General features: G+C 68.7%; 18 protein-coding genes. 11 read left to right on the forward strand and 7 right to left on the reverse strand.

Annotated features, from left to right (window positions below):
* The first annotated feature begins 3 nt into the window (after positions 1-3).
* Positions 4-852: a hypothetical protein gene (locus ACAM52_RS26515; protein ID WP_369645015.1), complete on the forward strand. Its 849-nt coding sequence runs from the start codon at positions 4-6 to the stop codon at positions 850-852.
* An 81-nt stretch (positions 853-933) separates the two neighbouring features.
* Entirely contained in the window at positions 934-1,191 is a 258-nt protein-coding gene (locus tag ACAM52_RS26520) for an acyl-CoA-binding protein (RefSeq protein ID WP_062476104.1), read from the forward strand.
* 4 nt (positions 1,192-1,195) lie between these two features.
* On the opposite strand, the gene ACAM52_RS26525 is transcribed toward ACAM52_RS26520, so the two are convergent.
* Positions 1,196-2,434, reverse strand: coding sequence for a CaiB/BaiF CoA transferase family protein (locus ACAM52_RS26525; RefSeq protein WP_369645016.1), 1,239 nt, complete (start codon positions 2,432-2,434; stop codon positions 1,196-1,198).
* A gap of 307 nt (positions 2,435-2,741) precedes the next feature.
* On the opposite strand from ACAM52_RS26525, the gene ACAM52_RS26530 reads away from it, so the two are divergent.
* The 7 genes from ACAM52_RS26530 to ACAM52_RS26560 all read left to right on the forward strand — a co-directional run bounded on the left by ACAM52_RS26530 (position 2,742) and on the right by ACAM52_RS26560 (position 10,961).
* Complete coding sequence (locus tag ACAM52_RS26530; RefSeq protein WP_062476111.1) at positions 2,742-3,635, forward strand: AraC family transcriptional regulator; 894 nt, start codon at positions 2,742-2,744, stop codon at positions 3,633-3,635.
* 119 nt (positions 3,636-3,754) lie between these two features.
* Positions 3,755-4,675 carry an ABC transporter substrate-binding protein gene (locus tag ACAM52_RS26535; RefSeq protein WP_062476114.1) on the forward strand — a complete coding sequence of 307 codons (921 nt, stop codon included), beginning with the start codon at positions 3,755-3,757 and terminating at the stop codon, positions 4,673-4,675.
* A gap of 49 nt (positions 4,676-4,724) precedes the next feature.
* Complete coding sequence (locus ACAM52_RS26540) at positions 4,725-6,242, forward strand: sugar ABC transporter ATP-binding protein (protein ID WP_369647785.1); 1,518 nt, start codon at positions 4,725-4,727, stop codon at positions 6,240-6,242.
* Positions 6,239-7,219 carry an ABC transporter permease gene (locus tag ACAM52_RS26545; protein WP_369645017.1) on the forward strand — a complete coding sequence of 327 codons (981 nt, stop codon included), beginning with the start codon at positions 6,239-6,241 and terminating at the stop codon, positions 7,217-7,219. The genes ACAM52_RS26540 and ACAM52_RS26545 overlap by 4 nt, the downstream gene beginning before the upstream one ends.
* 47 nt (positions 7,220-7,266) lie before the next feature.
* Positions 7,267-8,403 (forward strand): alcohol dehydrogenase catalytic domain-containing protein, encoded by a 1,137-nt coding sequence (locus ACAM52_RS26550; RefSeq protein WP_369645018.1) that lies wholly within the window; start codon positions 7,267-7,269, stop codon positions 8,401-8,403.
* Entirely contained in the window at positions 8,400-9,926 is a 1,527-nt protein-coding gene (locus ACAM52_RS26555) for an FGGY-family carbohydrate kinase (protein WP_369645019.1), read from the forward strand. Before ACAM52_RS26550 ends, ACAM52_RS26555 begins: the two co-directional genes overlap by 4 nt.
* Before the next feature lie 297 nt (positions 9,927-10,223).
* Positions 10,224-10,961: an SDR family oxidoreductase gene (locus ACAM52_RS26560; protein WP_369645020.1), complete on the forward strand. Its 738-nt coding sequence runs from the start codon at positions 10,224-10,226 to the stop codon at positions 10,959-10,961.
* Between the two features lie 18 nt (positions 10,962-10,979).
* Here the strand turns inward: ACAM52_RS26560 and ACAM52_RS26565 are convergent, their stop codons facing one another.
* From ACAM52_RS26565 to ACAM52_RS26575, 3 genes are read right to left on the reverse strand one after another with little or no spacing between them, the layout of a single operon-like run.
* On the reverse strand, positions 10,980-11,294 hold the full coding sequence (locus ACAM52_RS26565; protein ID WP_095743253.1) for a polyhydroxyalkanoic acid system family protein: 315 nt from the start codon (positions 11,292-11,294) through the stop codon (positions 10,980-10,982).
* Positions 11,287-12,426 (reverse strand): aminopeptidase, encoded by a 1,140-nt coding sequence (locus ACAM52_RS26570; protein WP_369645021.1) that lies wholly within the window; start codon positions 12,424-12,426, stop codon positions 11,287-11,289. The genes ACAM52_RS26565 and ACAM52_RS26570 overlap by 8 nt, the downstream gene beginning before the upstream one ends.
* Entirely contained in the window at positions 12,426-14,486 is a 2,061-nt protein-coding gene (locus ACAM52_RS26575) for a molybdopterin-dependent oxidoreductase (protein ID WP_369645022.1), read from the reverse strand. Before ACAM52_RS26575 ends, ACAM52_RS26570 begins: the two co-directional genes overlap by 1 nt.
* A gap of 58 nt (positions 14,487-14,544) precedes the next feature.
* On the opposite strand from ACAM52_RS26575, the gene ACAM52_RS26580 reads away from it, so the two are divergent.
* Positions 14,545-15,678, forward strand: coding sequence for an ABC transporter substrate-binding protein (locus ACAM52_RS26580; protein WP_095950737.1), 1,134 nt, complete (start codon positions 14,545-14,547; stop codon positions 15,676-15,678).
* 145 nt (positions 15,679-15,823) lie between these two features.
* Here the strand turns inward: ACAM52_RS26580 and ACAM52_RS26585 are convergent, their stop codons facing one another.
* The 3 genes from ACAM52_RS26585 to ACAM52_RS26595 are packed head-to-tail and all read right to left on the reverse strand — an operon-like array spanning position 15,824 to position 19,372.
* Complete coding sequence (locus ACAM52_RS26585; protein WP_354345370.1) at positions 15,824-16,918, reverse strand: M14 family metallopeptidase; 1,095 nt, start codon at positions 16,916-16,918, stop codon at positions 15,824-15,826.
* Complete coding sequence (locus tag ACAM52_RS26590) at positions 16,915-18,123, reverse strand: M20 aminoacylase family protein (protein WP_369645023.1); 1,209 nt, start codon at positions 18,121-18,123, stop codon at positions 16,915-16,917. Before ACAM52_RS26590 ends, ACAM52_RS26585 begins: the two co-directional genes overlap by 4 nt.
* Positions 18,124-18,178: 55 nt before the next feature.
* Entirely contained in the window at positions 18,179-19,372 is a 1,194-nt protein-coding gene (locus tag ACAM52_RS26595) for a glycerophosphodiester phosphodiesterase (RefSeq protein ID WP_369645024.1), read from the reverse strand.
* Between the two features lie 110 nt (positions 19,373-19,482).
* Here ACAM52_RS26595 and argE point away from each other — a divergent pair, with 110 nt between their 5' ends.
* On the forward strand, positions 19,483-20,649 hold the full coding sequence (argE, locus tag ACAM52_RS26600; protein ID WP_095950723.1) for an acetylornithine deacetylase: 1,167 nt from the start codon (positions 19,483-19,485) through the stop codon (positions 20,647-20,649).
* The last annotated feature ends 3 nt before the right edge of the window (positions 20,650-20,652 follow it).

The following is a 20,652-nucleotide window of genomic DNA, read 5'->3' on the forward strand; positions in this document are numbered from 1 at the left end:
TCCATGCCCCACTCCGATTTCAAACCGCTCTCGCTGCTGTCCGCCGGCCCTGCCGCGGCCACGGCCACCGCCGGCACCGAACCCTGGACGCCCCTTCCCTACCCCGACGTGCCCCGCTACGACGCGCGCAGCCTGCTCGCCCACTGGCAGCGCCTGCACGCCGGCCACGCGCTGCCGCCGCCCGCGCCCGACGCGCCGCTGGCCGAAGGCTGGGCGCTGTACCACAGCGGCGAGTTCGAACGCGCCGCCGCCCTCGGCCTGCGCCACGGCCCCGACGGCCTGGCGCTCGCCAACCAGGCGACCGCGATCTACGCCAACTACCTGGAGCCGCGCGAGGCCGTGCGGCTCGCCATGTTCCGCCAGGTGATCGAGCGCGCCGGCGCGCAGGTCGCCGCCGAGCCCGACAACTGCCAGGCGCTTTACTGGCAGGCCTACGCGCTGGGCCGCTACAGCCAGGGCATCAGCGTGGCGCGCGCCCTGGCGCAGGGCCTGGGCACCAAGCTCAAGGGTGCGCTGGAGCACGTGATCGAACTGCAGCCGGAGCACGGCGACGCGCACCTCGCGCTGGCCGCCTTCCACGCCGAAGTGATCGACAAGGTCGGCGCGCTGGTCGGGCGCATGACTTACGGCGTGCGCGCCGAGACCTCGATCGAACTGTTCGAGCGCGGGCTGGCGCTGCACCCGCAATCGGCGGCCGGGATGATGGAGTACGCGCGTGCGCTGCTGATGCTGCACGGCGAGTCGCGCCTCGGCGAGGCGAACGGGCTGTACGAGAAGGCGGCGACGCTGACGCCGGCGGATGCGCGGGAGCGGCTGGATGTGGAGCTGGCGCGCGCCGGCCTGACGGACTGAAGGGCCTGAACGCTCACGATTGGTACCACTTGGTACCAATCCATTTAAGATGCGCGGTTTCTGACCTTCTTCCCGACCGCCATGTCCGACCTCAACGCCCAATTCGAAGCCGCCCAGGCCAACTCCAAGCTGCTGGCCGAGCGCCCCGACAACCCGACGCTGCTGAAGATCTACGCCCTGTTCAAGCAGGCGACCGAAGGCGACAACACCGCCAAGAAGCCCAGCTTCAGCGACATCGTCGCGCGCGCCAAGTGGGACGCGTGGACCGCCCAGAAGGGCGCCACCGCCGACGAAGCCAAGCAGAAGTACATCGACCTGATCGAGTCCCTCCGAGGCTGACCGATCAACCGACGATCCCGCGCTCCTGCAGCGCGGCGATCTGCCCGGCGCTCAAGCCGATCTCCTCCAGCACCGCCTGCGTGTCCGCCCCCAGCGCCGGCGCATTGCGCCGGTGGCCGGCCGGCGTGAGCGACAGCTTGGGCACGAAGCCGGGCACCGCGAGCGCGCTGCCGTCGGGCATCTTCACCTCTTGCAGCATGCCGCGCGCGGCGTAGTGCGGGTCGGCCGCGATGTCGGCGATGGTGTAGGTGCGCCCGGCCGGCACGTGCGCCGCATCGAGCGCGGCCAGCACCTCGGTCACCGTGCGCTGCGCGGCCCAGTCGCCGATGGCGGCGTCGAGCATCCCGACCTGCGCCACGCGGCCCGTGTTGCCGGCCAGCGCCGGGTCGGCCGCGAGGTCCTGCCGGCCGATGCAGGCCATGAGCCGCTTGAAGATGCTGTCGCCGTTGCCCGCGACGATGGCGTAGCCGCCGTCCGCGCAGCGGTAGGCGTTGGTGGGCGCAATGCCCGGCAGCGCGCTGCCGGCGGCCTCGCGCACCGCGCCGAATTCGGCGTACTCGGGCAGCAGGCTTTCCATGCAGTTGAAGACCGCCTCGTACAGCGCGACGTCCACCACCTGGCCCCGGCCCTTCGGGAATTCGGCGCTCACGGTGGCGTGGCGGTGCTGCATGGCCATCAGCACGCCGATCACGCCGTGCAACGAGGCCAGCGTGTCGCCGATCGACACGCCCACGCGCACCGGCACGCGGCCCGGTTCGCCCGTGAGGTGACGCAGCCCGCCCATGGCCTCGGCCACCACGCCGAAGCCGGGGCGGTCGCGGTAGGGGCCGGTCTGGCCGTAGCCGCTGATGCGCAGCATGACGAGCGCGGGGTTGGCGGCCAGCAACTCGTCGGGCCCCAGGCCCCAGCCTTCCATCGCGCCGGGACGGAAGTTCTCGACCAGCACGTCGGCCTCGGCCGCAAGCTGGCGCACGATGGCCTGCGCCTCGGGCTGGCGCAGGTCCAGCGCCAGCGAGCGCTTGTTGCGCGACTGCACCTGCCACCAGACAGAGGTGCCGTCCTTCAGCAGCCGCCAGGTGCGCAACGGGTCGCCCGCGCCGGGCGGTTCGATCTTGACCACGTCGGCGCCGAAGTCGGCCAGCGTGCGCGCCGCGAAGGGGCCGGCGATCAGTTGCCCGAGTTCGACGACCTTGAGGCCGGCCAGCGGACCCGCGGCCGGAGGGGAAAGAGAGCTTTGCGTCATGGCTTGGGAGTGTGCCGTGCCGCCCCGGATGCCGGGTCGGGCCGGGAAAACACCTATGAAATCTTGACACGGCGCGAAGCGACTCTTTTGCACCGCAGCAATTGCGCTCCGGCATGCGCCACGCCCCGAGGAGAAAGGGGTTTGCTGCAGCGCAGCGCGTCGTCGCGCCCTTCGCTACCAGGCAGGACCGCGACTCAAAAAAGTATCAGTTGCGCACCCCAACGCTGGTTGTTGGCATCCGGAGCGATTCGTACAGTCCGCCTCACCCCCAACCCGGGGGCCATACACAGAGGAAAGACCGCCGGCCATGCAACCCGATCTGGAAATCGTCGAAGTCCAAGGTGACGAATCGTTCACCGCCTGGGCGCACGGCTATCCGTATCGCACGGTGCGCTGGCACTTCCATCCCGAGTACGAGATCCAGCTGATCGTCGAGACCCAGGGCGTGTATTTCGTGGGCGACCACGTCGGCCACTTCGAGCCGGGCAACCTCGTGTTCATGGGCCCCGACCTGCCGCACAACTGGATCAGCGACGTGCCCGCCGGCCAGAGCGTCGAGCGCCGCGGCATCGTGATCCAGTTCCCGGCCGCGCTGGTGCGCAACATGGCGGCCACCTTCCCCGAGTTCCGCCGCATCGAGCCGCTGCTGGCCGAGTCGGCCTCCGGCCTGCTCTTCTCGGCCGCCACCGCCGCCGCGGCCAAGCCGATCATGGAAGCGCTGCTCGAGGCGCGCGGGCTGCGCCGCGTGGTGCTGCTGCTGTCGCTGTTCGAGCTGCTGGTGGCCAGCGACGACCGCCAGCGGCTGGCCAGCCCCGCGTTCACGCCCGACCCCAAGGCCTTCATGTCGCACGCGATCAACAACGTGCTGGCGCACATCGCCGCCAACCTGGGCGACGAGCTGCGCGAACCGATGCTGGCCGAGCTGGTGGGCCAGAGCCCGAGCGCGTTCTCGCGGTCGTTCCGCAAGCACACGGGCCAGTCGTTCGTGCGCTACGTGAACCGGCTGCGCATCGGCCGCGCCTGCGAACTGCTCGCCAACAGCGACAAGCCCGTGCTCGACGTCTGCATGGACGTGGGCTTCAACAACGTGTCGAACTTCAACCGGCAGTTCCTGCTGCACAAGCGCATGCCGCCGACCAAGTTCCGCCATTTCCATCGCATGCAGCTCGCTGCATCGCGCGCCGCCAACAGCCCGCCGTAGCGCGCCGCCCCGTGTTCCCCGCGTCGTTCCTGGCGCGGCGCCTTGCGCGCCGCGCGGGGCGGCCCTTTGCCTGCGTTTTTTTGCCGACCGTCACACCACCCACTCAAGGAGACAACCCAATGAAGAGCCTTCTCAAAGCCACCGCCCTCGTCGCCGCCCTCGCCTGCGGCACCACCGCCGCACTGGCACAGGCGCCCAAGCAGCCCCTGCGCATCGGCATGACCTTCCAGGAACTGAACAACCCCTACTTCGTGACGATGAAGCAGGCACTGGAAGAAGCCGCCGCCAGCATCGGCGCCACCGTGGTCACCACCGATGCGCGCCATGACGTGGCCAAGCAGATCGGCGACGTGGAAGACATGATCCAGAAGAAAATCGACATCCTGCTGCTGAACCCGACCGACTCGGCCGGCGTGCAGTCGGCGGTGCGCTCGGCCAAGAAGGCCGGCGTGATCGTGGTGGCGGTCGATGCCAACGCGCAGGGCCCGGTCGATTCCTTCGTGGGTTCCAAGAACCTCGACGCCGGCCGCCTGGCCTGCGAGTACCTCGCGAAGAACATCGGCGAGAAGGGCGACGTGGCCATCCTCGACGGCATCCCGGTCGTGCCGATCCTGGAGCGCGTGAAGGGCTGCCGCGAAGCGCTGGCCAAGTACCCCGGCATCAAGGTCGTGAGCACGCAGAACGGCAAGCAGGAGCGCGCCACCGCGCTCACCGTGACCGAGAACATCCTGCAGGCCAACAAGAACCTCAAGGGCGTGTTCAGCGTGAACGACGGCGGCTCGATGGGCGCGCTCGCCGCCATCGAAGCCAGCGGCAAGGACGTGAAGCTCACCAGCGTCGATGGCGCACCCGAGGCCATCAAGGCGATGCAGAAGGCGGGCTCGAAGTTCATCGCCACCACCGCGCAGTACCCGCGCGACCAGATCCGCCTGGCCATCGGCATCGCGCTGGCCAAGAAGTGGGGCGCCAACGTCCCCGCGGCCGTGCCGGTCGACGTGAAGCTCATCGACGCCGAAGGCGCCAAGACCTTCAGCTGGTAAGTTGCCGGACGCGCCGCCCGTGACCGTCACGTACGAACCACCCCGGGAGATGCTGCGGCTGGAAGGCGTGTCCAAGCGCTTCCCGGGCGTGAAGGCCCTGTCGAACATCGACCTCTCGGTGCGCCAGGGCGAGGTGCACGCGCTGCTCGGCGAGAACGGCGCGGGCAAGTCGACGCTGATGAAGATCCTCGGCGGCATCCACCAGGCCGACGAGGGCCGCATCGTCATCGACGGCACCGAGTGCCACTTCGCCGGCTACGGCGACGCCATCGCGGCCGGCATCGGCATCATCTTCCAGGAGTTCAGCCTGGTGCCGTACCTGAACGCGGTGGAGAACATCTTCCTGAGCCGCTACCTCACGAACCGCTTCGGCCTCATGGACCAGGCCGCGATGCAGCGCGAGGCCCGCGCCGTGTTCGACGAGCTGGGCGTGCAGATCGACCTCGGCGTGCCGATCTGCCAGCTCTCGGTGGCCCAGCAGCAGTTCGTCGAGATCGGCAAGGCGCTGTCGCTGAAGGCACGGCTGCTGGTGCTCGATGAACCCACCGCCACGCTCACGCCCAACGAGGCCGAGCACCTGTTCAAGGTGATGCGCGCGCTGCGCGCCAAGGGCGTGGCGATGATCTTCATCTCGCACCACCTCGATGAAATCTTCGAGGTGTGCGACCGCATCAGCGTGCTGCGCGACGGCGCCAACGCCGGGCATGCCGACGTGGCCGCCACGACCGTGGACGCGCTGGTCGAGATGATGGTGGGCCGGCGCATCGAACAGAGCTTTCCGCCCAAGCCGCAGCCCGCGCCGAACGGCCGCAAGGTGCTCGAGGTGCCCGAGATCCAGCTCGTGAAGGACGGTCCGGTCAACCGCTTCGACCTGCACGCGGGCGAGATCCTCGGCTTCGCGGGGTTGGTGGGCTCGGGGCGCACCGAACTCGCGCTGGGCATGATGGGCGCCGACCGCGCGCACCGCAAGACGGTGCTGCGCAACGGCCAGCCCGTGCGCCTGGACGACCCGACGCAGGCGCTCGCGCACGGCATCGGCCTGCTGCCCGAAAGCCGCAAGGTCGAAGGGCTGATCACCGACTTCACGATCCGCTTCAACATCTCGCTGAACAACCTCGGGCGACACCGCCGCGCGGGCGTGGTCGACACGACATCGGAGAAACGCTCTGCCGATGAACTCTCGCGCCGCGTGGGCGTGAAGGCGCCGGGCATCGACACCCGCGTGGCCACGCTGTCGGGCGGCAACCAGCAGAAGGTGGTGATCGCGCGCTGGCTCGGCCACGATTGCGATGTGCTGATCTTCGACGAGCCCACGCGCGGCATCGACGTGGGCGCCAAGGCCGAGATCTACCAGCTGATGCGCGAACTCACGCGCCAGGGCAAATCGATCCTGATGATCTCCAGCGAGCTGCCCGAGATCGTCGGCCTGTGCGACCGCGTCGCGGTGTTCTCGGGCGGCGCCATCGTGGCCACGCTCACGGGCGACGCGATCAACGCGGGCGAAATCATGCGCCACGCGACATCGTCTTCTCCCTCCCTTCCCTCTTCCTCCGGGAGCCCCTCATGACTGCCACCGCCACCCATCCCACGCCGCCCGCGCCCGCGGGCGGGTTCTTCACGCAGCTGCGCCGCTCCACGGCCTTCCTGCCGCTGGTCGGCCTTATTGCCATCTCGATCTTCATGATCGTGGCGACCGACAACTTCCTCTCGGTGAGCAACCTGCAGAACATCGCGCTGCAGTCGTCCATCAACGCGATCATCGCGGTGGGCATGACGGCCGCGATCCTCACGGGCGGCATCGACCTCTCGGTGGGCGCGGTGGTGGCGCTGTCGGGCACGCTGGCCTCGGGGCTGATGGTGCACTTCGGCCTGCCGCCCGTGCTCGCCGTGCCGCTCGGGCTCGGCGTAGGCGCGGTGATCGGCCTGTTCAACGGCTACTGCGTGGCCTACCTGCGCATGCCGCCGATCATCGTGACGCTGGCCACCATGGGCATCGCGCGCGGCATCGCACTCATCTACACCGGCGGCTACCCAATCGACGGCCTGCCCGAATCGTTCGCCTTTCTCGGCAGCGGCACGCTCGCGGGCCTGAAGGTGCCGATCCTCATCATGCTGGCCACCTACCTCGTGGCCTACGTGCTGCTCAACATGGCGCCCTTCGGCCGCTACGTGTACGCCATCGGCGGCAACGAGGAAGCCACGCGGCTGTCGGGCGTGCGCGTGTCGCGCTACAAGCTGCTGGTGTATGTGCTCAGCGGCCTCACGGCCGCCATCGCGGGCATCGTGCAGGCCGCGCGCGTCACCAGCGGCCAGCCCGGCGTGGGCGTGGGCTTCGAGCTCGACGCCATCGCGGCGGTGGTGATGGGCGGCACGTCCATCGCGGGCGGCCGCGGCGCCATCGTGGGCACGCTGGTCGGCGCGCTGCTGCTGGCCGTGCTCAACAACGGTCTCAACATGATCGGCGTGTCGCCGTACCTGCAATTGATCATCAAGGGCGGCATCGTCCTCCTTGCGATCTTCATCAGCCGCGAAGCCCGTCGCTGACCTCTTCTCCTCCGCTTCTTCGCCCCCCTCCTGATCTCAAGGAATCCATGTCTTATCAAAAGCTCCAACCCGGCGCCACGGGCGCCATCGGGGAACTCGCCGCCATGCAGGCCGTCGTGTGCCACGGCCCCAAGGACTACCGCCTCGAAACCGTCGCGATGCCCACCATCGGCCCGAACGAACTGCTCATTTCCATCGCGGCCTGCGGCATCTGCGCTTCCGACTGCAAATGCCACTCGGGCGCGAAGATGTTCTGGGGCGGCGACGGCCAGCCCTCGTGGGTCAAGGCGCCGGTCATTCCCGGCCACGAATTCTTCGGCTACGTCGAGGCGCTGGGCGAAGGCGCGGCGGAACACTTCGGCGTGGAGAAAGGCGACCGCGTGATCGCCGAGCAGATCGTGCCCTGCGGCAAGTGCCGCTTCTGCACCTCGGGCAAGTACTGGATGTGCGAGGTCCACCACATCTTCGGCTTCCAGCGCATCGTGGCCGACGGCGGCATGGCCGACTACATGCGCCTGCCGCCGACCTCGCGCGTGCACAAGATCCCCGACGGCATCTCGCTGGAAGACGCGGCCATCATCGAGCCGCTGGCGTGCGCGATCCACACGGTGAACCGCGGCGAACTCCAGCTCGACGACGTGGTGGTGATCGCCGGCGCCGGCCCGCTCGGCCTGATGATGACGCAGGTGGCGGCGCTCAAGACGCCCAAGAAGCTCATCGTGATCGACCTCGTGCCCGAGCGCCTGGCACTCGCGAAGCAGTACGGCGCCGACGTCGTCATCAACCCGAAGACCGAGAACGCCGATGCGTTGGTCAAGGGCCTCACCGACGGCTACGGCTGCGACGTGTACATCGAGACCACCGGCGCGCCCATCGGCGTGACACAGGGCCTGGACATGATCCGCAAGCTCGGCCGCTTCGTCGAGTTCAGCGTGTTCGGCTCGGAGACGAGCGCCGACTGGTCGATCATCGGCGACCGCAAGGAACTCGACGTGCGCGGCGCGCACCTGGGCCCGTATTGCTACCCGGTTGCCATCGACCTGCTGGCGCGCGGGCTCGTCACCTCGAAGGGCATCGTGACGCACGACTTTCCGTTGACCGAATGGGAGCACGCCTTCGCGCTGGCCAACTCGCTCGACTCGATCAAGGTGCTGCTCAAACCGCAGCCCCACGCAGTGTCATGAAGTACGTCGTCGGCGTCGACATCGGCACGCAGAGCACCAAGTGCCTGCTGGTCGGCATCGACGGCAAGGTGCACGCGCAGGCCAGCGTGGCCTACCAGCCCGAGACGCCGAAGCCGCTGTGGGCGCAGCAGGACTGCGAGGTCTGGTTCGACGCCGTGTGCGAGAGCGTGCGCGCCTGCGTGGCGCAAAGCGGCGTCGCTGCCGCCGACATCGCCGCGCTGTGCGTGAGCAGCCTCTACGGCGGCGCGGGCATCCCGGTCGACGAGGCCATGCGTCCGCTGCACCCCTGCCTGATCTGGATGGACCGCCGCGCCACCGCCGAGGTCGACGCGGTGAACGCGACGGTCGACGTGGCGCGGCTGCAGGCCATCACGGGCAACGGCGTCGACAGCTACTACGGCTTCACCAAGATGCTGTGGCTGCGCGAGCACCGGCCCGGGGTGTGGGCGAAGACGCACCACTTCCTGCCGCCCAACAGCTACATCAACTGGCGGCTGACGGGCCAGCTCGCGGTCGACCACAGCTCGGCCGGCAACATCGGCGGCGTGTACGACGCGGCGCGGCGGCGCTGGTCGGCGCAGGCGCTCGACATGCTCGGCATTCCGGCGCGCATGATGCCGCCGCGGCTCGTCGAATCGAGCGAGGTGGTGGGCCACCTGAGCGCCGAGTGGGCCACGCAGCTGGGCCTGCGCGAAGGCATGCCGCTGATGGCCGGCGGCGTCGATGCGGCGGTGGCCACCTTCTGTGCGGGCGTCACCGGCAGCGGCGACCACGTCGCGATGATCGGCACCAGCATGTGCTGGGGCTTCGTGAGCCCGACGGTGGACGCGCGCCACCAGCTCATCACGATGCCGCACGTGTACCGCGGCGCGGACCGCAGCTACGTGTTCGGCGGCGCAATCACGGCCGGCGCGGCCGTCACCTGGTTCCGCGAAACCTTCTGCCAGGCCGAAGTGGCCGAGGCCGCGCGCACCGGCGAAGACGCGCACGCCCTCATCGAACGCCGCGCGGTCGACGTGCCGCCCGGCGCCGACGGCCTGGTCTTCCTACCCTACCTGATGGGCGAGCGCAGCCCGATCTGGGACGCGCAGGCCAAGGGCGCCTTCCTCGGCCTCTCGCTCGCGCATAGCCGCGCGCACCTGTACCGCGCCGTGCTCGAAGGCGTGAGCTTCGCGCTGCAGCACAACATCGAGGCCGGCCGGCGCAGCGGCCAGCCGCTGGACGACCGCCTGATCGTGGTCGGCGGCGCCGCGCATTCCGACCTGTGGATTCAGATCGTGGCCGACGTCACGGGCTACCGCGTGTTCACGATCGAGGAAGAGGTCGAAGCCGCCCTCGGCGCGGCGATGCTCGCGGCGCTCGGTGCCGGGCTGGTCGACGCGGCCACCGCCGAACGCGGCTGGGTCACGCTGGTAGAGCGCGCGCGGCCCGAGCCGGCGGCGCAGGCGGTCTACCGGGAGCGCTTCGAGATCTACACCTCGCTGTACCCGGCGTTGCGTGATGCGATGCATCGGTTGGGATGACGCACGCACTGTCCAGGGCGACGCTCCCGCCGACGCGGTACCTTGCTCCGCGAATGTCCCCCGGGGCTTCGCCCCTCCTCCTTGATTTCGCTGCGCAAGGCACCGCATCGACGTGAGCGTTGGGCAGTGCGGTTGTTGATCGACTGCACAACGACCGCGCTCAGTGTGCACAGGACACTGGGTGCTTCCCGCAGCGAAATCAAGGAGGAGGCCGCAGGCCGGGGGACATTCGCGGAGGGAAGTACCCGGTGGCCTGTGCACGCGCCCTGAACCACCACCTTTGATGAGCAGAACACCATGACACCCACCTTCGACTTCTCAGGCAAGCGCGCCCTCGTGACCGGCGCCAGCAGCGGCATCGGCCGCGCAGTCGCCGCACAGCTCGCCCGCTCAGGCGCACAAGTCACCGCCGTAGGCCGCAACGCCGACGCGCTGGAAGCACTGCAGACCGAGTCCGGCTGCACGCCCTTGGCCCTGGACGTGGCCGACGTCGGCGCACTGGAAAAAGCGCTCGCACCATTGCCCGCCTTCGATTTGGTTGTGAACTGCGCCGGCACCACACGCATCGAGCGCGCCATCGACCTGCAGGCCGGGAGCTTCGACGCCGTGATGGCCGTCAACGCACGCGCCGCCGCACTCGTGGCCGCGCGCTGCGGCCGGGCCATGATCGCGGCCGGCGTGCGCGGCAGCATCGTCAACGTGTCGAGCCAGGCCTCGCTGGTCGCGCTCGACGCCCACCTTTGCTACAGCGCCTCGAAGGCGGCGATGGACGCCGTCACGCGTGCGCTGTGCCTCGAGTTCGGGCCGCACGGCATCCGCGTGAACAGCGTGAACCCAACCGTCACGCTCACGCCCATGGCCGAGCAGGCGTGGGCCGATCCGGCCAAGAGCGCGGCAGCGCTCAAGAACATTCCGTTGGGACGTTTCGCGCAGGTCGAGGAAGTGGTCGCGCCGATCCTGTTCCTGCTGTCCGACGGCGCGGCGATGGTCAGCGGCGTGGCGCTGCCGGTCGATGGCGGCTACACCATCGCCTGAAGAAGAAAAATCCCCGCCTCAGGCGAAGCGGGTGCCGCCCTGCGGTTCGGCGAGCAGCGCGTCGAGGTTGCGCGAGATCTTCTGCTCGATCTGGTCGCTGAAGCTGCTGAACAGGAACCCCAGCGTCGCCTCGAGCCGGAAGGTGTCGGCCGTGACCTCCACCGTGCCGTCGATGCCCGCGCGGCTGAACTGGGCGCGGTCGCAGTCGGTGCCCTCGGTGTAGGTGCATTCGAGACCGTAGTCCTGCTCGACCTGATGCACCCATTGGCGCGCGACTTCGCGGGCGCCGGCAATGCCCAGCGTGTGGTTGCGTTCGATTTGGATGTCAGGCACCGTCGTCTCCGTTGTTGTCGTGTGTGCGGCCGTGGCGCGCATGGGTGTGCAGGATACCCGTGGCGGCCTGCAGGGCGCTGCGGCGCTCTTCCGTCGTGGGCAGCGCGGCAATGCGCCGCACCGCAGTGTAAAAGCGCGGCCAGTCGCGGCCCTCGCGTTCGAACAGGGCCTCGAAGCCCGGCACCAGGTCGTCGTAGGCGCCCTGCGCACCGAAGGCCGCGTTGTTGGCGCGCGCCACCCAGCCGTCGTAGGCGTTCTGGCGCGGGCCGGTCCATGCGGCCTTCAGCGCGGCATAGCGCTCGCGGAAGTCGGCCATGGCGGCCTGCTTCTGTGCCTCGACCTTCGTCCAGTCCTTCGCCTTGGCTTCGGGCGACTCGTACACCTGCGTGAGCGCACGGCGCGTGTTGAGCGCGAGCGCACGGAAGTCCTGCCGCTGTGCATTGAACTGCGCGTATTCGGCGCGCGCCGCCTCGCCGGCTTCGCGCTGCAGCCACATCGCGCCGCCGATGCGCTCGACGGCCGTGGCGTACGACTCGTTGAACACGGTGTCGCCCGGCACATAGAGCACCTGGTGCGCCAGCTCGTGGAACACGAGGCGCGCCAGCTCGCCCTCGGGGTAGCCGATGAAGGTGGACAGCAGCGGATCGCCGCCGGCCCAGTTCATCCATCCCAGCGTGGAGTACGCCGGCACGGGGTACACGGCCACTTCGAGGCCATTCGTCTTCTGCGCCTCGGCCTCGGTTTTCGCGGCGGCCTCGTCGTAGTAGCCGCGGTAGCCCACGCAGCCCGCGACCGGGAAGCACCAACTCTTGAGCGTGAGCGAGTACGGCGGCGCGGCCACCACGTTCCACACGGCGGCGGGGCGGTGCAGATCGGCATACGAGGTGTAGCTCGCGTTGTCGGGCAGGCCGAGTTCGCTCGACGCGAAACGGCGGATGCGCTGGGCAAGCTCGAGCTTGGCCTTGAGCGGCGCGCCCACGGCCGGATCGGCCAGCCATTCGGGCACGGGCTTGGCCGCGCGCAGGATGTCGAGGTGGCCGTTGGCCGATTGCCAGTAGTAGCCGAGGTCGGCGCAGCCCGTCAGGAAAAGCGCGCCGGCCAATGCCAGCGCGGGCGCGCGCAGCCGTCGCATCACGCCTTTTCGACCTGCACCAGGCAGTCGTAGAAGGTCGGGCCCCGGCCGATGTCGGTCAGGCGCTGGCTGGTCAGTTCGTTGACGTTGGTGCCGTCCATGCCGAGCTTGCGCCACCAGATGCCCATGCCGTGCACCACGCCCTGGCGCGCGCGGCGCGACACCTCGGCGCGGCAGCGGTGCTCGCCGCGCTGGTTGAACACGCGCACCGTCGCGCCGTCCTCGATGCCGCGCGCGGCGGCGTCGTCGGCGTGGATCTCGAGCAGCGGCTCGACCTCGATGGCGCGCAGGCTGGTCACGTTGACGAAGGTCGAATTGAGGAAGTTGCGCGCCGGCGGCGAGATCATGGCCAGCGGAAACTCGGTCGAACTGCCGGCCGGCTCCCAGTTGGGCACGTGGTCGGGCAGGCCGTCCATGCCCATGGCCTGCAGGCGCTCGCTGAAGAACTCGCAGCGGCCCGAAGGCGTGGGGAACGTGCCTTCGGCGAACGGCGCCTCGGCCAGCTTCAGGCTGGTGAAGCCTTGGGCGCGCAGTTGTTCGAAGTCGATCGCCTTTTCGGCGAAGGCGGTGCGGCACAGCGACTCGTCGCTCTCCGAAAAGCAGGGTTCGTCGAAGCCCAGGCGGCGCGCCAGTTCGCGGAACACCCAGGCGTTGCTGCGGGCCTCGCCGCGCGGCGCCACGGCCGGGCGGTTCAGCAGCACGTCGGTGTGGCCGTAGCTGCAGTGGATGTCCCAGTGCTCAAGCTGCGTGGTGGCGGGCAGCAGGTAATCGGCGTAGTCGGCGGTGTCGGTGCGGAACTGCTCGAGGACCACGGTGAACAGGTCTTCGCGCGCGAAGCCCGCCACCACCTTGGCCGACTCGGGCGCCACCGCCACCGGGTTGCTGTTGTAGACCACGACGGCCTTCACCGGCTTGGCGGTGTCGAGCAGCGCATCGCCGATGGTGCTCATGTTGATGGTGCGCGGCTTGCGCCCGGCCAGCAGGTCGGGGCGCTGCAGCGCGGCGCGGTCGACCGGGTAGTGGCCCGAGCTGCTGAGCAGCAGGCCGCCCGCGCGGTCGCGCCAGGCGCCGACCAGCGCCGGCAGGCACGCGATGGCGCGCGCCGCGTTGCCGCCGCCGCGCACGCGCTGCATGCCGTAGTTCAAGCGGATCGCGGCGGGCTTGGTCGTGCCGTAGGCCTGGGCCAGCGCCACGATCTGCGCCTCGGGAATGCCGCAGACCTCGGCCGCGCGCGACGGCGGCCATTGCAGCGCGCGCTCGCGCAGCTGCTCCCAGCCCAGCGTGTGGTTGGCGATGTAGTCGTGGTCGAGCCAGTCGTGCACGATGAGTTCGTGCATGAGCGCCAGCGCCAGCGAGGCGTCGGTGCCGGGCAGCAGTGCGATGTGCTCGTCGCACTTGTCGGCGGTTTCGGTCTTGCGCGGGTCGATGCACACCAACCGTGCGCCGGCGCGCTTGGCGGCCTGGGCGTGGCGCCAGAAGTGCAGGTTGCTGGCGATGGAGTTGCTGCCCCAGATAAGGATGAGCTTGGCCTCGGCAAAGAACTCGATGCGCATGCCGACCTTGGCGCCCAGCGTGTAGACCATGGCTTCGCCACCCGCCATCGAGCAGATGGTGCGGTCCAGCAGCGAGGCGCCCAGCTTGTGGAAGAAGCGCCGGTCCATCGATTCGCCCTGCACGAGGCCCATGGTGCCCGCATAGCTGTAGGGGAGAATTGCTTCCGGTTCAGTCTGCAATCCCCGAAGATGCGCGGCGATATCGTCCAATGCAGCCTCCCACGAGACGGGCTCGAAGCGGCCGCTGCCCTTGGGACCGACGCGTTTCAGGGGCTGCACCAGCCGCTCGGCATGGTCATTGCGTTCGATGTACCGGGACACCTTGGTGCACAGCACGCCGCCGGTGTGCGAGTGGGCGGAGTTGCCTTGCAGCTTCACCGCCACGCCGTCCTTGACGGTGGTGACGAGCGCACAGGTGTCGGGGCAATCGTGCGGGCAGGCGCCCAGCACCGTGGAGGGTGCGGAGGCGTCGGGCGTGTCGAGGAGGGAATCCGTTGCGTGGGCCATCGGACAAGTCTAATTTGAGTATCAACACACAGGGCAGAGGGAGGATTTCACCATGACGATGCAATTGAATCGCAGGCATTTTTCGATCGCCACGGCGGCCGCCGCCACGCTGGGCGGCTTCGGCATCGCCCGGGCGCAGGGCGACACGCCGTTGGTGCTGGGCCAGTCGGCGCCGTTCACCGGGCCAGCGGCGCAGCTGGGCATCCAGTTCCACCAGGGCGCCAAGCTGTTCCTGGACCAGTACAACGCCCAGCCGGGCCAGCGCGACGTGGTCATCAAGAACCTGGACGACGGCTACGAGCCCGACCGCTGCGCGGCCAACACGCAGAAGCTGATCGGCGAGGACGTGTTCGCGCTGTTCGGCTACATCGGCACGCCGACCAGCCTGGCCGCGCTGCCGCTGGCGGTGAAGGACAAGGTGCCGTTCATCGCGCCGTTCACGGGCGCGATGTCGCTGCGCGAGCCTTTTCACCGCAACGTGTTCCATCTGCGCGCTTCGTACAACGACGAGACGGCATTGATGGTGAAACAGCTCACCCACCTGGGCATGAAGAAGATCGCGGTCTTCTACCAGAACGACGCCTACGGCAAGGCCGGCCTCGACGGGGTGACGCTGGCGCTGGCCCAGCAGGAACTCAAGCCCGTGGCGCTGGCCACGGTGGAGCGCAACTCGGCCGACGTGGCCGCGGCGGTGAAGACGATCATGGCGAGCCAGCCGGCGGCGGTGGTCCAAGTCGGTGCCTACAAGGCCTGCGCGGCGTTCATCCGAGAGATGCGCAAGGCGGGCTACGGCGGCGTGTTTTTCAACCTCTCGTTCGTGGGCACGCAGGCGCTGGCGGACGAGCTGGGCAAGGAAGCCGCGGGCGTGATGGTCACGCAGGTGGTGCCCTCGCCCTACAACCAGGCGAATGCGCTGGCCCGCGAGTTCACCGAAGCGGTGCGCAAGGCGGGCGGCGGCGCGAGCGCCAATTTCTCGAGCATGGAAGGCTACCTGGCCGCCAAGGTGCTGACCGAGGGCCTGCGCCGCGCACCGGGCGGCAAAGGCACGCGCGACGGGCTGATCGCGGGGCTGGAAAGCATCGAGCGGCAGCAGTTCGGCGGCTTCGAGGTGTCGTTCTCTTCGAAGAGCCATGTGGCTTCGAAGTTTGTCGAGCTGTCGATGCTGACGGGGGATGGGCGGGTGCGGACGTAGTTTTTTCGCGCTCTGGTTCGGGGCGCGTGCACAGGCCACCGGGTACTTCCCTCCGCGAATGTCCCCCGGCCTGCGGCCTCCTCCTTGATTTCGCTGCGGGAAGCACCCAGTGTCCTGGGCACGGGGGCACGCAGCTGGGGTGCGATCAGGCGCTGAGGCCGTCCACCGCCTGGAACATCGCCTGCCGCGCCTGGCTCACGATCTGGCCGCGCCACGCGTCGGAGTCCGTGTAGAACGCCTCCACCATCCGCGCGCGGATGCCGTCGGCCAGGTCGGCCGGTGCGTCCGGGTGCTTGTGCAGCCAGTGGTCGGCGCGCAGGGCGCCGGTCACTTCGAGCATCGGCAGCGTGCCGTATTCGAGCGCGATGCCGGTGTACTCGGCCTGCGGGCACTCTTCGTACACGGCGTCCCACATCAGCCCGCGCAGCAGCGCCGAGGTCGAGGAGCCGTCGTAGATCGAGGTGACGGGCGCCGCCGGCGTGCCCCACCACGCGTTGGCGCGGGCGTAGGCGACCTTGTCGTCGCGGCAGGCAAAGATGCGCTCACCCAGGCCGTTGGGGCCGAGCCCCGTGTGCAGGTCGATCCAGGCCAGGCGCTTCGCATGGCCTGCATGGCGGCGCAACACGCTGCGGATGGTCTTGTTGCTCCAGGTCGGCGCCTTGCCGCCGAAGAACAGGCCGTCGTCGAACTGGTACTGGCCGCTGGTGACGGCCGCCTGGTAGGCGGTGGCGCCGTGCTTCTCGATCCACTTCTCGATCGCGGCCTGGTTGTCCGGCGTCGGCGGCCAGGTGTCGGGCAGCAGCAGCGGGTGCAGCTTCGCGTAGGGCTCGTTCACCGGCACGGGCTTCGAGAAGTCGAGGAAGTTGCGGTTCAGGTCGACGTTCTCGTGCGTCACGCGGCGGCCATACGAAAAGCCGTGCGGGTTCAGCGCATGCACGTACAGCACCGCCACGCCCTGCGCCTTGGCCTTCTCGCGCCATTCGGCATCGTGCAGCGCAAACACCTGCACGCCGCTGCCGCAGTGGCCTTCGACGCCGTGGCAGGCGCTGGTGACGACGAGCAGCCGCTCGGCGTTGGCGTCGCCGTCGAGCGCCACGTCCATCGACAGCTCTTCGCCGTCGCGGCCCTTGAGCGGGTGCGCATGCGGCTCGACCGTGAGGCCGGCGCTGACGCAGCCCTGCAGGAACTTCTGGCGCGCCTGGGCGTAGCGCGGCGAAAAGGCCTCGCCGATGCCGATCATGCCGCTGCGCCGCCGGTGCCGGGCTTCAGAAACTGCTCGGCGATCTGCACCCAGCAGGTGGCGCCCAGCGGGATGAGGTCGTCGTTGAAGTCGTAGCTGGCGTTGTGCAGCGTGCACGGGCCTTCGCCGTGGTGCACGTCGCGGTGCGAGCCGTCGCCGTTGCCGATGAAGGCGTAGGCGCCGGGCTTGGCCTGCAGCATGAAGGCGAAGTCTTCCGAGGTCATGGCGGCCTCCTGCTTGAGCACGTTCTCGGGGCCGACGATCCCGCCCATCACGCGGCGCGCGAAGTCGGCCTCGGCCTCGGTGTTGATGGTGGGCGGGTAGTAGCGCTCGAAGCGGAACTCGCAGGTGGCGTCGTGCGCGGCGCAGATGTGCTCGCTGATCTGCTTCATCTTGGCCTCGATCATGTCGAGCACCTCGAGCGAGAAGGTGCGCACGGTGCCCGACAGCTCGCAGTTGTCGGGGATCACGTTGTTGGTCTCGCCGGCGTGGATGGTGGTGACCGAGATCACCGCCGAATCGGTCGGCTTCATCTTGCGCGTGAGGATGGTCTGGAAGGCCTGCACGATCTCGCAAGCGATCGGCACCGGGTCGATGCCGGTCTGCGGCAGCGCGGCGTGGCCGCCCTTGCCGACCACGTTCACATGGAACTTGTTGCCCGAGGCCATCACCGGGCCGGGGCTCACGGCGAACTGGCCGGCCTTCATGCCAGGCCAGTTGTGCATGCCGAAGACGGCGTCCATGGGGAACTGCTCGAAGAGGCCCTCCTTGATCATCTCGCGGGCGCCGCCGCCGCCCTCTTCGGCCGGCTGGAAGATCAGGTAGACGGTGCCGTCGAAGTTGCGGTGCTTGGCCAGGTGCTGGGCCGCCGCGAGCAGCATCGCCGTGTGGCCGTCGTGGCCGCAGGCGTGCATCTTGCCGTGGTGCTGGCTGGCGTGGGCGAAGGTGTTGAGCTCGGTGACGGGCAGTGCGTCCATGTCGGCGCGCAGGCCGACGGCGCGGTTGCTGGTGCCGTTCTTGACGATGCCGACCACGCCGGTGGTGCCCAGGCCGCGGTGGATGGGAATGCCCCATTCGGTGAGCTTGCCTGCCACCACGTCGGCGGTGCGGACTTCTTCGAAACAGAGTTCAGGGTGGGCATGAAGGTCACGCCGGACGGCCGCGATGCCGGCCGCCTGCGTGACGAGCGAGTCGATGAGTTTCATAAGACACAGTCTAGGCTTTGCGGAATGCGCCGCAAAGACCGTGCCGGGCAAACCCTCAGCGGCCGATGCTCTTCAGGTACTCGGCGCGCGCGGCCAGCGCGGTGTCGGTGAAGTCGGTGAACACGCCATCGACGCCGAGCTTGTAATAGACCGCGTATTCGTTCTTGCCGTCCTTGTTGTAGTCGGACGCGAGCCGGCGCGACTCGTTACGGAACGTGAAGGGGTGCACGAACAGGCCCGCCTTGTGGGCGTCGGCGATCAGCGTGGTGGGGGCCGTCGAGGTGGCGTCGGCGTCGTTGATCTTGCCGTCCTTGTTGACGTCCACCACCTTGCCGTCGGCGCCCACGGTGCCCTTGACGCTCACGATGTAGCGCTTCCAGGGGCCGATGCCGTCGGCGTAGGTCTTGATCTCGGCCAGCCCGGCGGGCGTGACCATGACGTCGAAGTTGCGCTTGTCGCCGGCCTTGGTCCACTCGTAGGGGCGGTCGACCGGCACGGCGTAGGTCATGGCGCCGGTCTTCATGTCAATGCCGTCGCCGTCGATCAGCTGGATGAGCCGGGTGTTCAGGCCCTTGCTCTTCATGTACTTGAGGCTGCCGGGCTCAAACGACTGCACGTAGATGGGCGCGGTCTTGCTGTTCCAGCCGGCGGCGTTGATGGCGGCGATGACCTTGTCTTCCATGGGCATGCCAAGATCGCGGAAGTAGGTCGGGTTCTTGGTCTCGGGGTAGATCGCGATGGTGCGGCCGGTTTCCTTCGTCTTGGCCTTGGCGAAATCGATGATCTCCTGGAAGGTCACGACCTTGAACTTGCCGTTGAATTCCTGCGGCCGTTCGGCGTCGGTCGAGATGCCGCCCAGGGTCTTGATCTCGGCCAGCGTGAAGTCGTTGCTGAACCAGCCGGTCTGGGTCTCGCCGTCGACCTGGATGGTCTTCTTGCGCGAGGCGAAGCGGGGGTGCTTGGCCACGTCGGTGCTGATGGCCAGGTTGGGGTCGTGGCGGGCGATGAGCACGCCGTCCTTGGTGGAGACCAGGTCCATCTCGATGACGTCGGCGCCCAGTTCGATGGCGCGCGCGTACGACTCCAGCGTCTGTTCCGGCAGGTAGCCCGAGGCGCCGCGGTGGGCGATGACCAGCGGCGGGTTGCCGTCCAGCGTGAGCAGCTTGTTCGCCGCCGGGCCGGTGGTGCCACAGGCGGCCAGGCTCAGGGCGGCCGCGGCGGTCAGGGTGATCTGCAGGGACATGCGCATGTTGTCTTCTCCATCCAAACAAAGAAAAAAGAGGAGGCAGGCTACCCGCTGCGCGTGACAACGCCGATACCCATCTGCGCGGGCGTTCAACTTCCCGGACAATCTGTTGCATGCAGCACACGCTTTCTCCCCAGAGCCTCTTGATGGCGCAAACCTTGGTTCGCATGAACACGGTGAGCGCAAACAGCAACCTCGAGCTGATCGACTTCGCCCAGGCGCACCTCGCGGCCCTCGGCGTGAAGAGCCGCATCACCTACAACGCCGAGCGCACCAAGGCGAACCTGTTCGCCACGCTGGGCGAGGGCAAGCCGGCCGGCGTGATCCTCTCGGGCCACACCGACACGGTGCCCTGGGACGGCCAGGCCTGGAGCGTCGACCCGCTGTCGGCCGTGGTGCAGAACGAGCGCCTGTACGGCCGCGGCTCCGCTGACATGAAGAGCTACATCGCGATCGCGCTGGCCAACGCCCAGCGCTTCCTCGAGGGCGACGCGCCCTTCGCCGTGCACTTCGCCTTCACGTATGAAGAAGAGATCGGCTGCTTCGGCGTGCGCGAACTCATTGCCGACATGCGCGACGCCGGCATCAAGCCGCTGGCCTGCATCGTGGGCGAGCCCACCAGCATGGTGCCGGCCATCGCCCACAAGGGCGTGTACCGCTACAAGTGCTGCGTGCGCGGCAAGGAGGCGCATTCGTCGCTCACGCCGAAGTCGGTCAACGCCATCGAGATGGCCGCGCGCGTGATCGGCAAGGTGCGCGACATGGCCGAGGACTTCGAGCGCAGCGAGCCGCGCTACGACGGCTTCGACGTGCCCTTCAGCACCGCCAGCGTGGGCCAGTTCCACGGCGGCATCGCCGACAACGTGGTGCCGCGCGACGCCGAGTTCCGTTACGAATTCCGCGACCTGCCCACGGCCGACGCCAAGCGCATGCAGTCCGACGTGCTGGCCTACGCCGCGAGCATCGAGCCCGCCATGAAGAAGGTGGCGCCCGACGCGGGCTTCAAGTTCGAAACGATCTGCGAGATCCCGAGCTTCCTGGGCGCGGCCGGCGATCCGGTCACGCTGCTCGCGCAGCGCCTGGCCAGCGAAGACCGCACCACGCTGGTGGCCTTCGGCACCGAAGCGGGCCTGTTCAAGAACGCCGGCATCCCCACGGTGGTGTGCGGCCCTGGCAGCATCGAGCAGGCGCACCAGCCCGACGAGTTCGTGAGTCTTGAGCAGCTCGCGCGCTGCGAGCTGTTCATGGAGCGCCTCGCGACCTCGCACACCATTGGCTGAAGA

The organism is Variovorax sp. V118 (assembly GCF_041154445.1).
Classification (GTDB): domain Bacteria; phylum Pseudomonadota; class Gammaproteobacteria; order Burkholderiales; family Burkholderiaceae_C; genus Variovorax; species Variovorax boronicumulans.

Coding starts and splice junctions, on each gene's coding strand:
- ACAM52_RS26540 (WP_369647785.1), top strand. CDS start 4,725: ATGCTGCGGCTGGAAGGCGTGTCCAAGCGCTTCCCGGGCGTGAAGGCC.
- ACAM52_RS26585 (WP_354345370.1), bottom strand. CDS start 16,918: ATGATCGGCATCGGCGAGGCCTTTTCGCCGCGCTACGCCCAGGCGCGC.
- ACAM52_RS26555 (WP_369645019.1), top strand. CDS start 8,400: ATGAAGTACGTCGTCGGCGTCGACATCGGCACGCAGAGCACCAAGTGC.
- ACAM52_RS26520 (WP_062476104.1), top strand. CDS start 934: ATGTCCGACCTCAACGCCCAATTCGAAGCCGCCCAGGCCAACTCCAAG.
- ACAM52_RS26595 (WP_369645024.1), bottom strand. CDS start 19,372: ATGCGCATGTCCCTGCAGATCACCCTGACCGCCGCGGCCGCCCTGAGC.
- ACAM52_RS26580 (WP_095950737.1), top strand. CDS start 14,545: ATGCAATTGAATCGCAGGCATTTTTCGATCGCCACGGCGGCCGCCGCC.
- ACAM52_RS26535 (WP_062476114.1), top strand. CDS start 3,755: ATGAAGAGCCTTCTCAAAGCCACCGCCCTCGTCGCCGCCCTCGCCTGC.
- ACAM52_RS26590 (WP_369645023.1), bottom strand. CDS start 18,123: ATGAAACTCATCGACTCGCTCGTCACGCAGGCGGCCGGCATCGCGGCC.
- argE (WP_095950723.1), top strand. CDS start 19,483: ATGCAGCACACGCTTTCTCCCCAGAGCCTCTTGATGGCGCAAACCTTG.
- ACAM52_RS26530 (WP_062476111.1), top strand. CDS start 2,742: ATGCAACCCGATCTGGAAATCGTCGAAGTCCAAGGTGACGAATCGTTC.
- ACAM52_RS26515 (WP_369645015.1), top strand. CDS start 4: ATGCCCCACTCCGATTTCAAACCGCTCTCGCTGCTGTCCGCCGGCCCT.
- ACAM52_RS26550 (WP_369645018.1), top strand. CDS start 7,267: ATGTCTTATCAAAAGCTCCAACCCGGCGCCACGGGCGCCATCGGGGAA.
- ACAM52_RS26575 (WP_369645022.1), bottom strand. CDS start 14,486: ATGGCCCACGCAACGGATTCCCTCCTCGACACGCCCGACGCCTCCGCA.
- ACAM52_RS26525 (WP_369645016.1), bottom strand. CDS start 2,434: ATGACGCAAAGCTCTCTTTCCCCTCCGGCCGCGGGTCCGCTGGCCGGC.
- ACAM52_RS26560 (WP_369645020.1), top strand. CDS start 10,224: ATGACACCCACCTTCGACTTCTCAGGCAAGCGCGCCCTCGTGACCGGC.
- ACAM52_RS26545 (WP_369645017.1), top strand. CDS start 6,239: ATGACTGCCACCGCCACCCATCCCACGCCGCCCGCGCCCGCGGGCGGG.
- ACAM52_RS26570 (WP_369645021.1), bottom strand. CDS start 12,426: ATGCGACGGCTGCGCGCGCCCGCGCTGGCATTGGCCGGCGCGCTTTTC.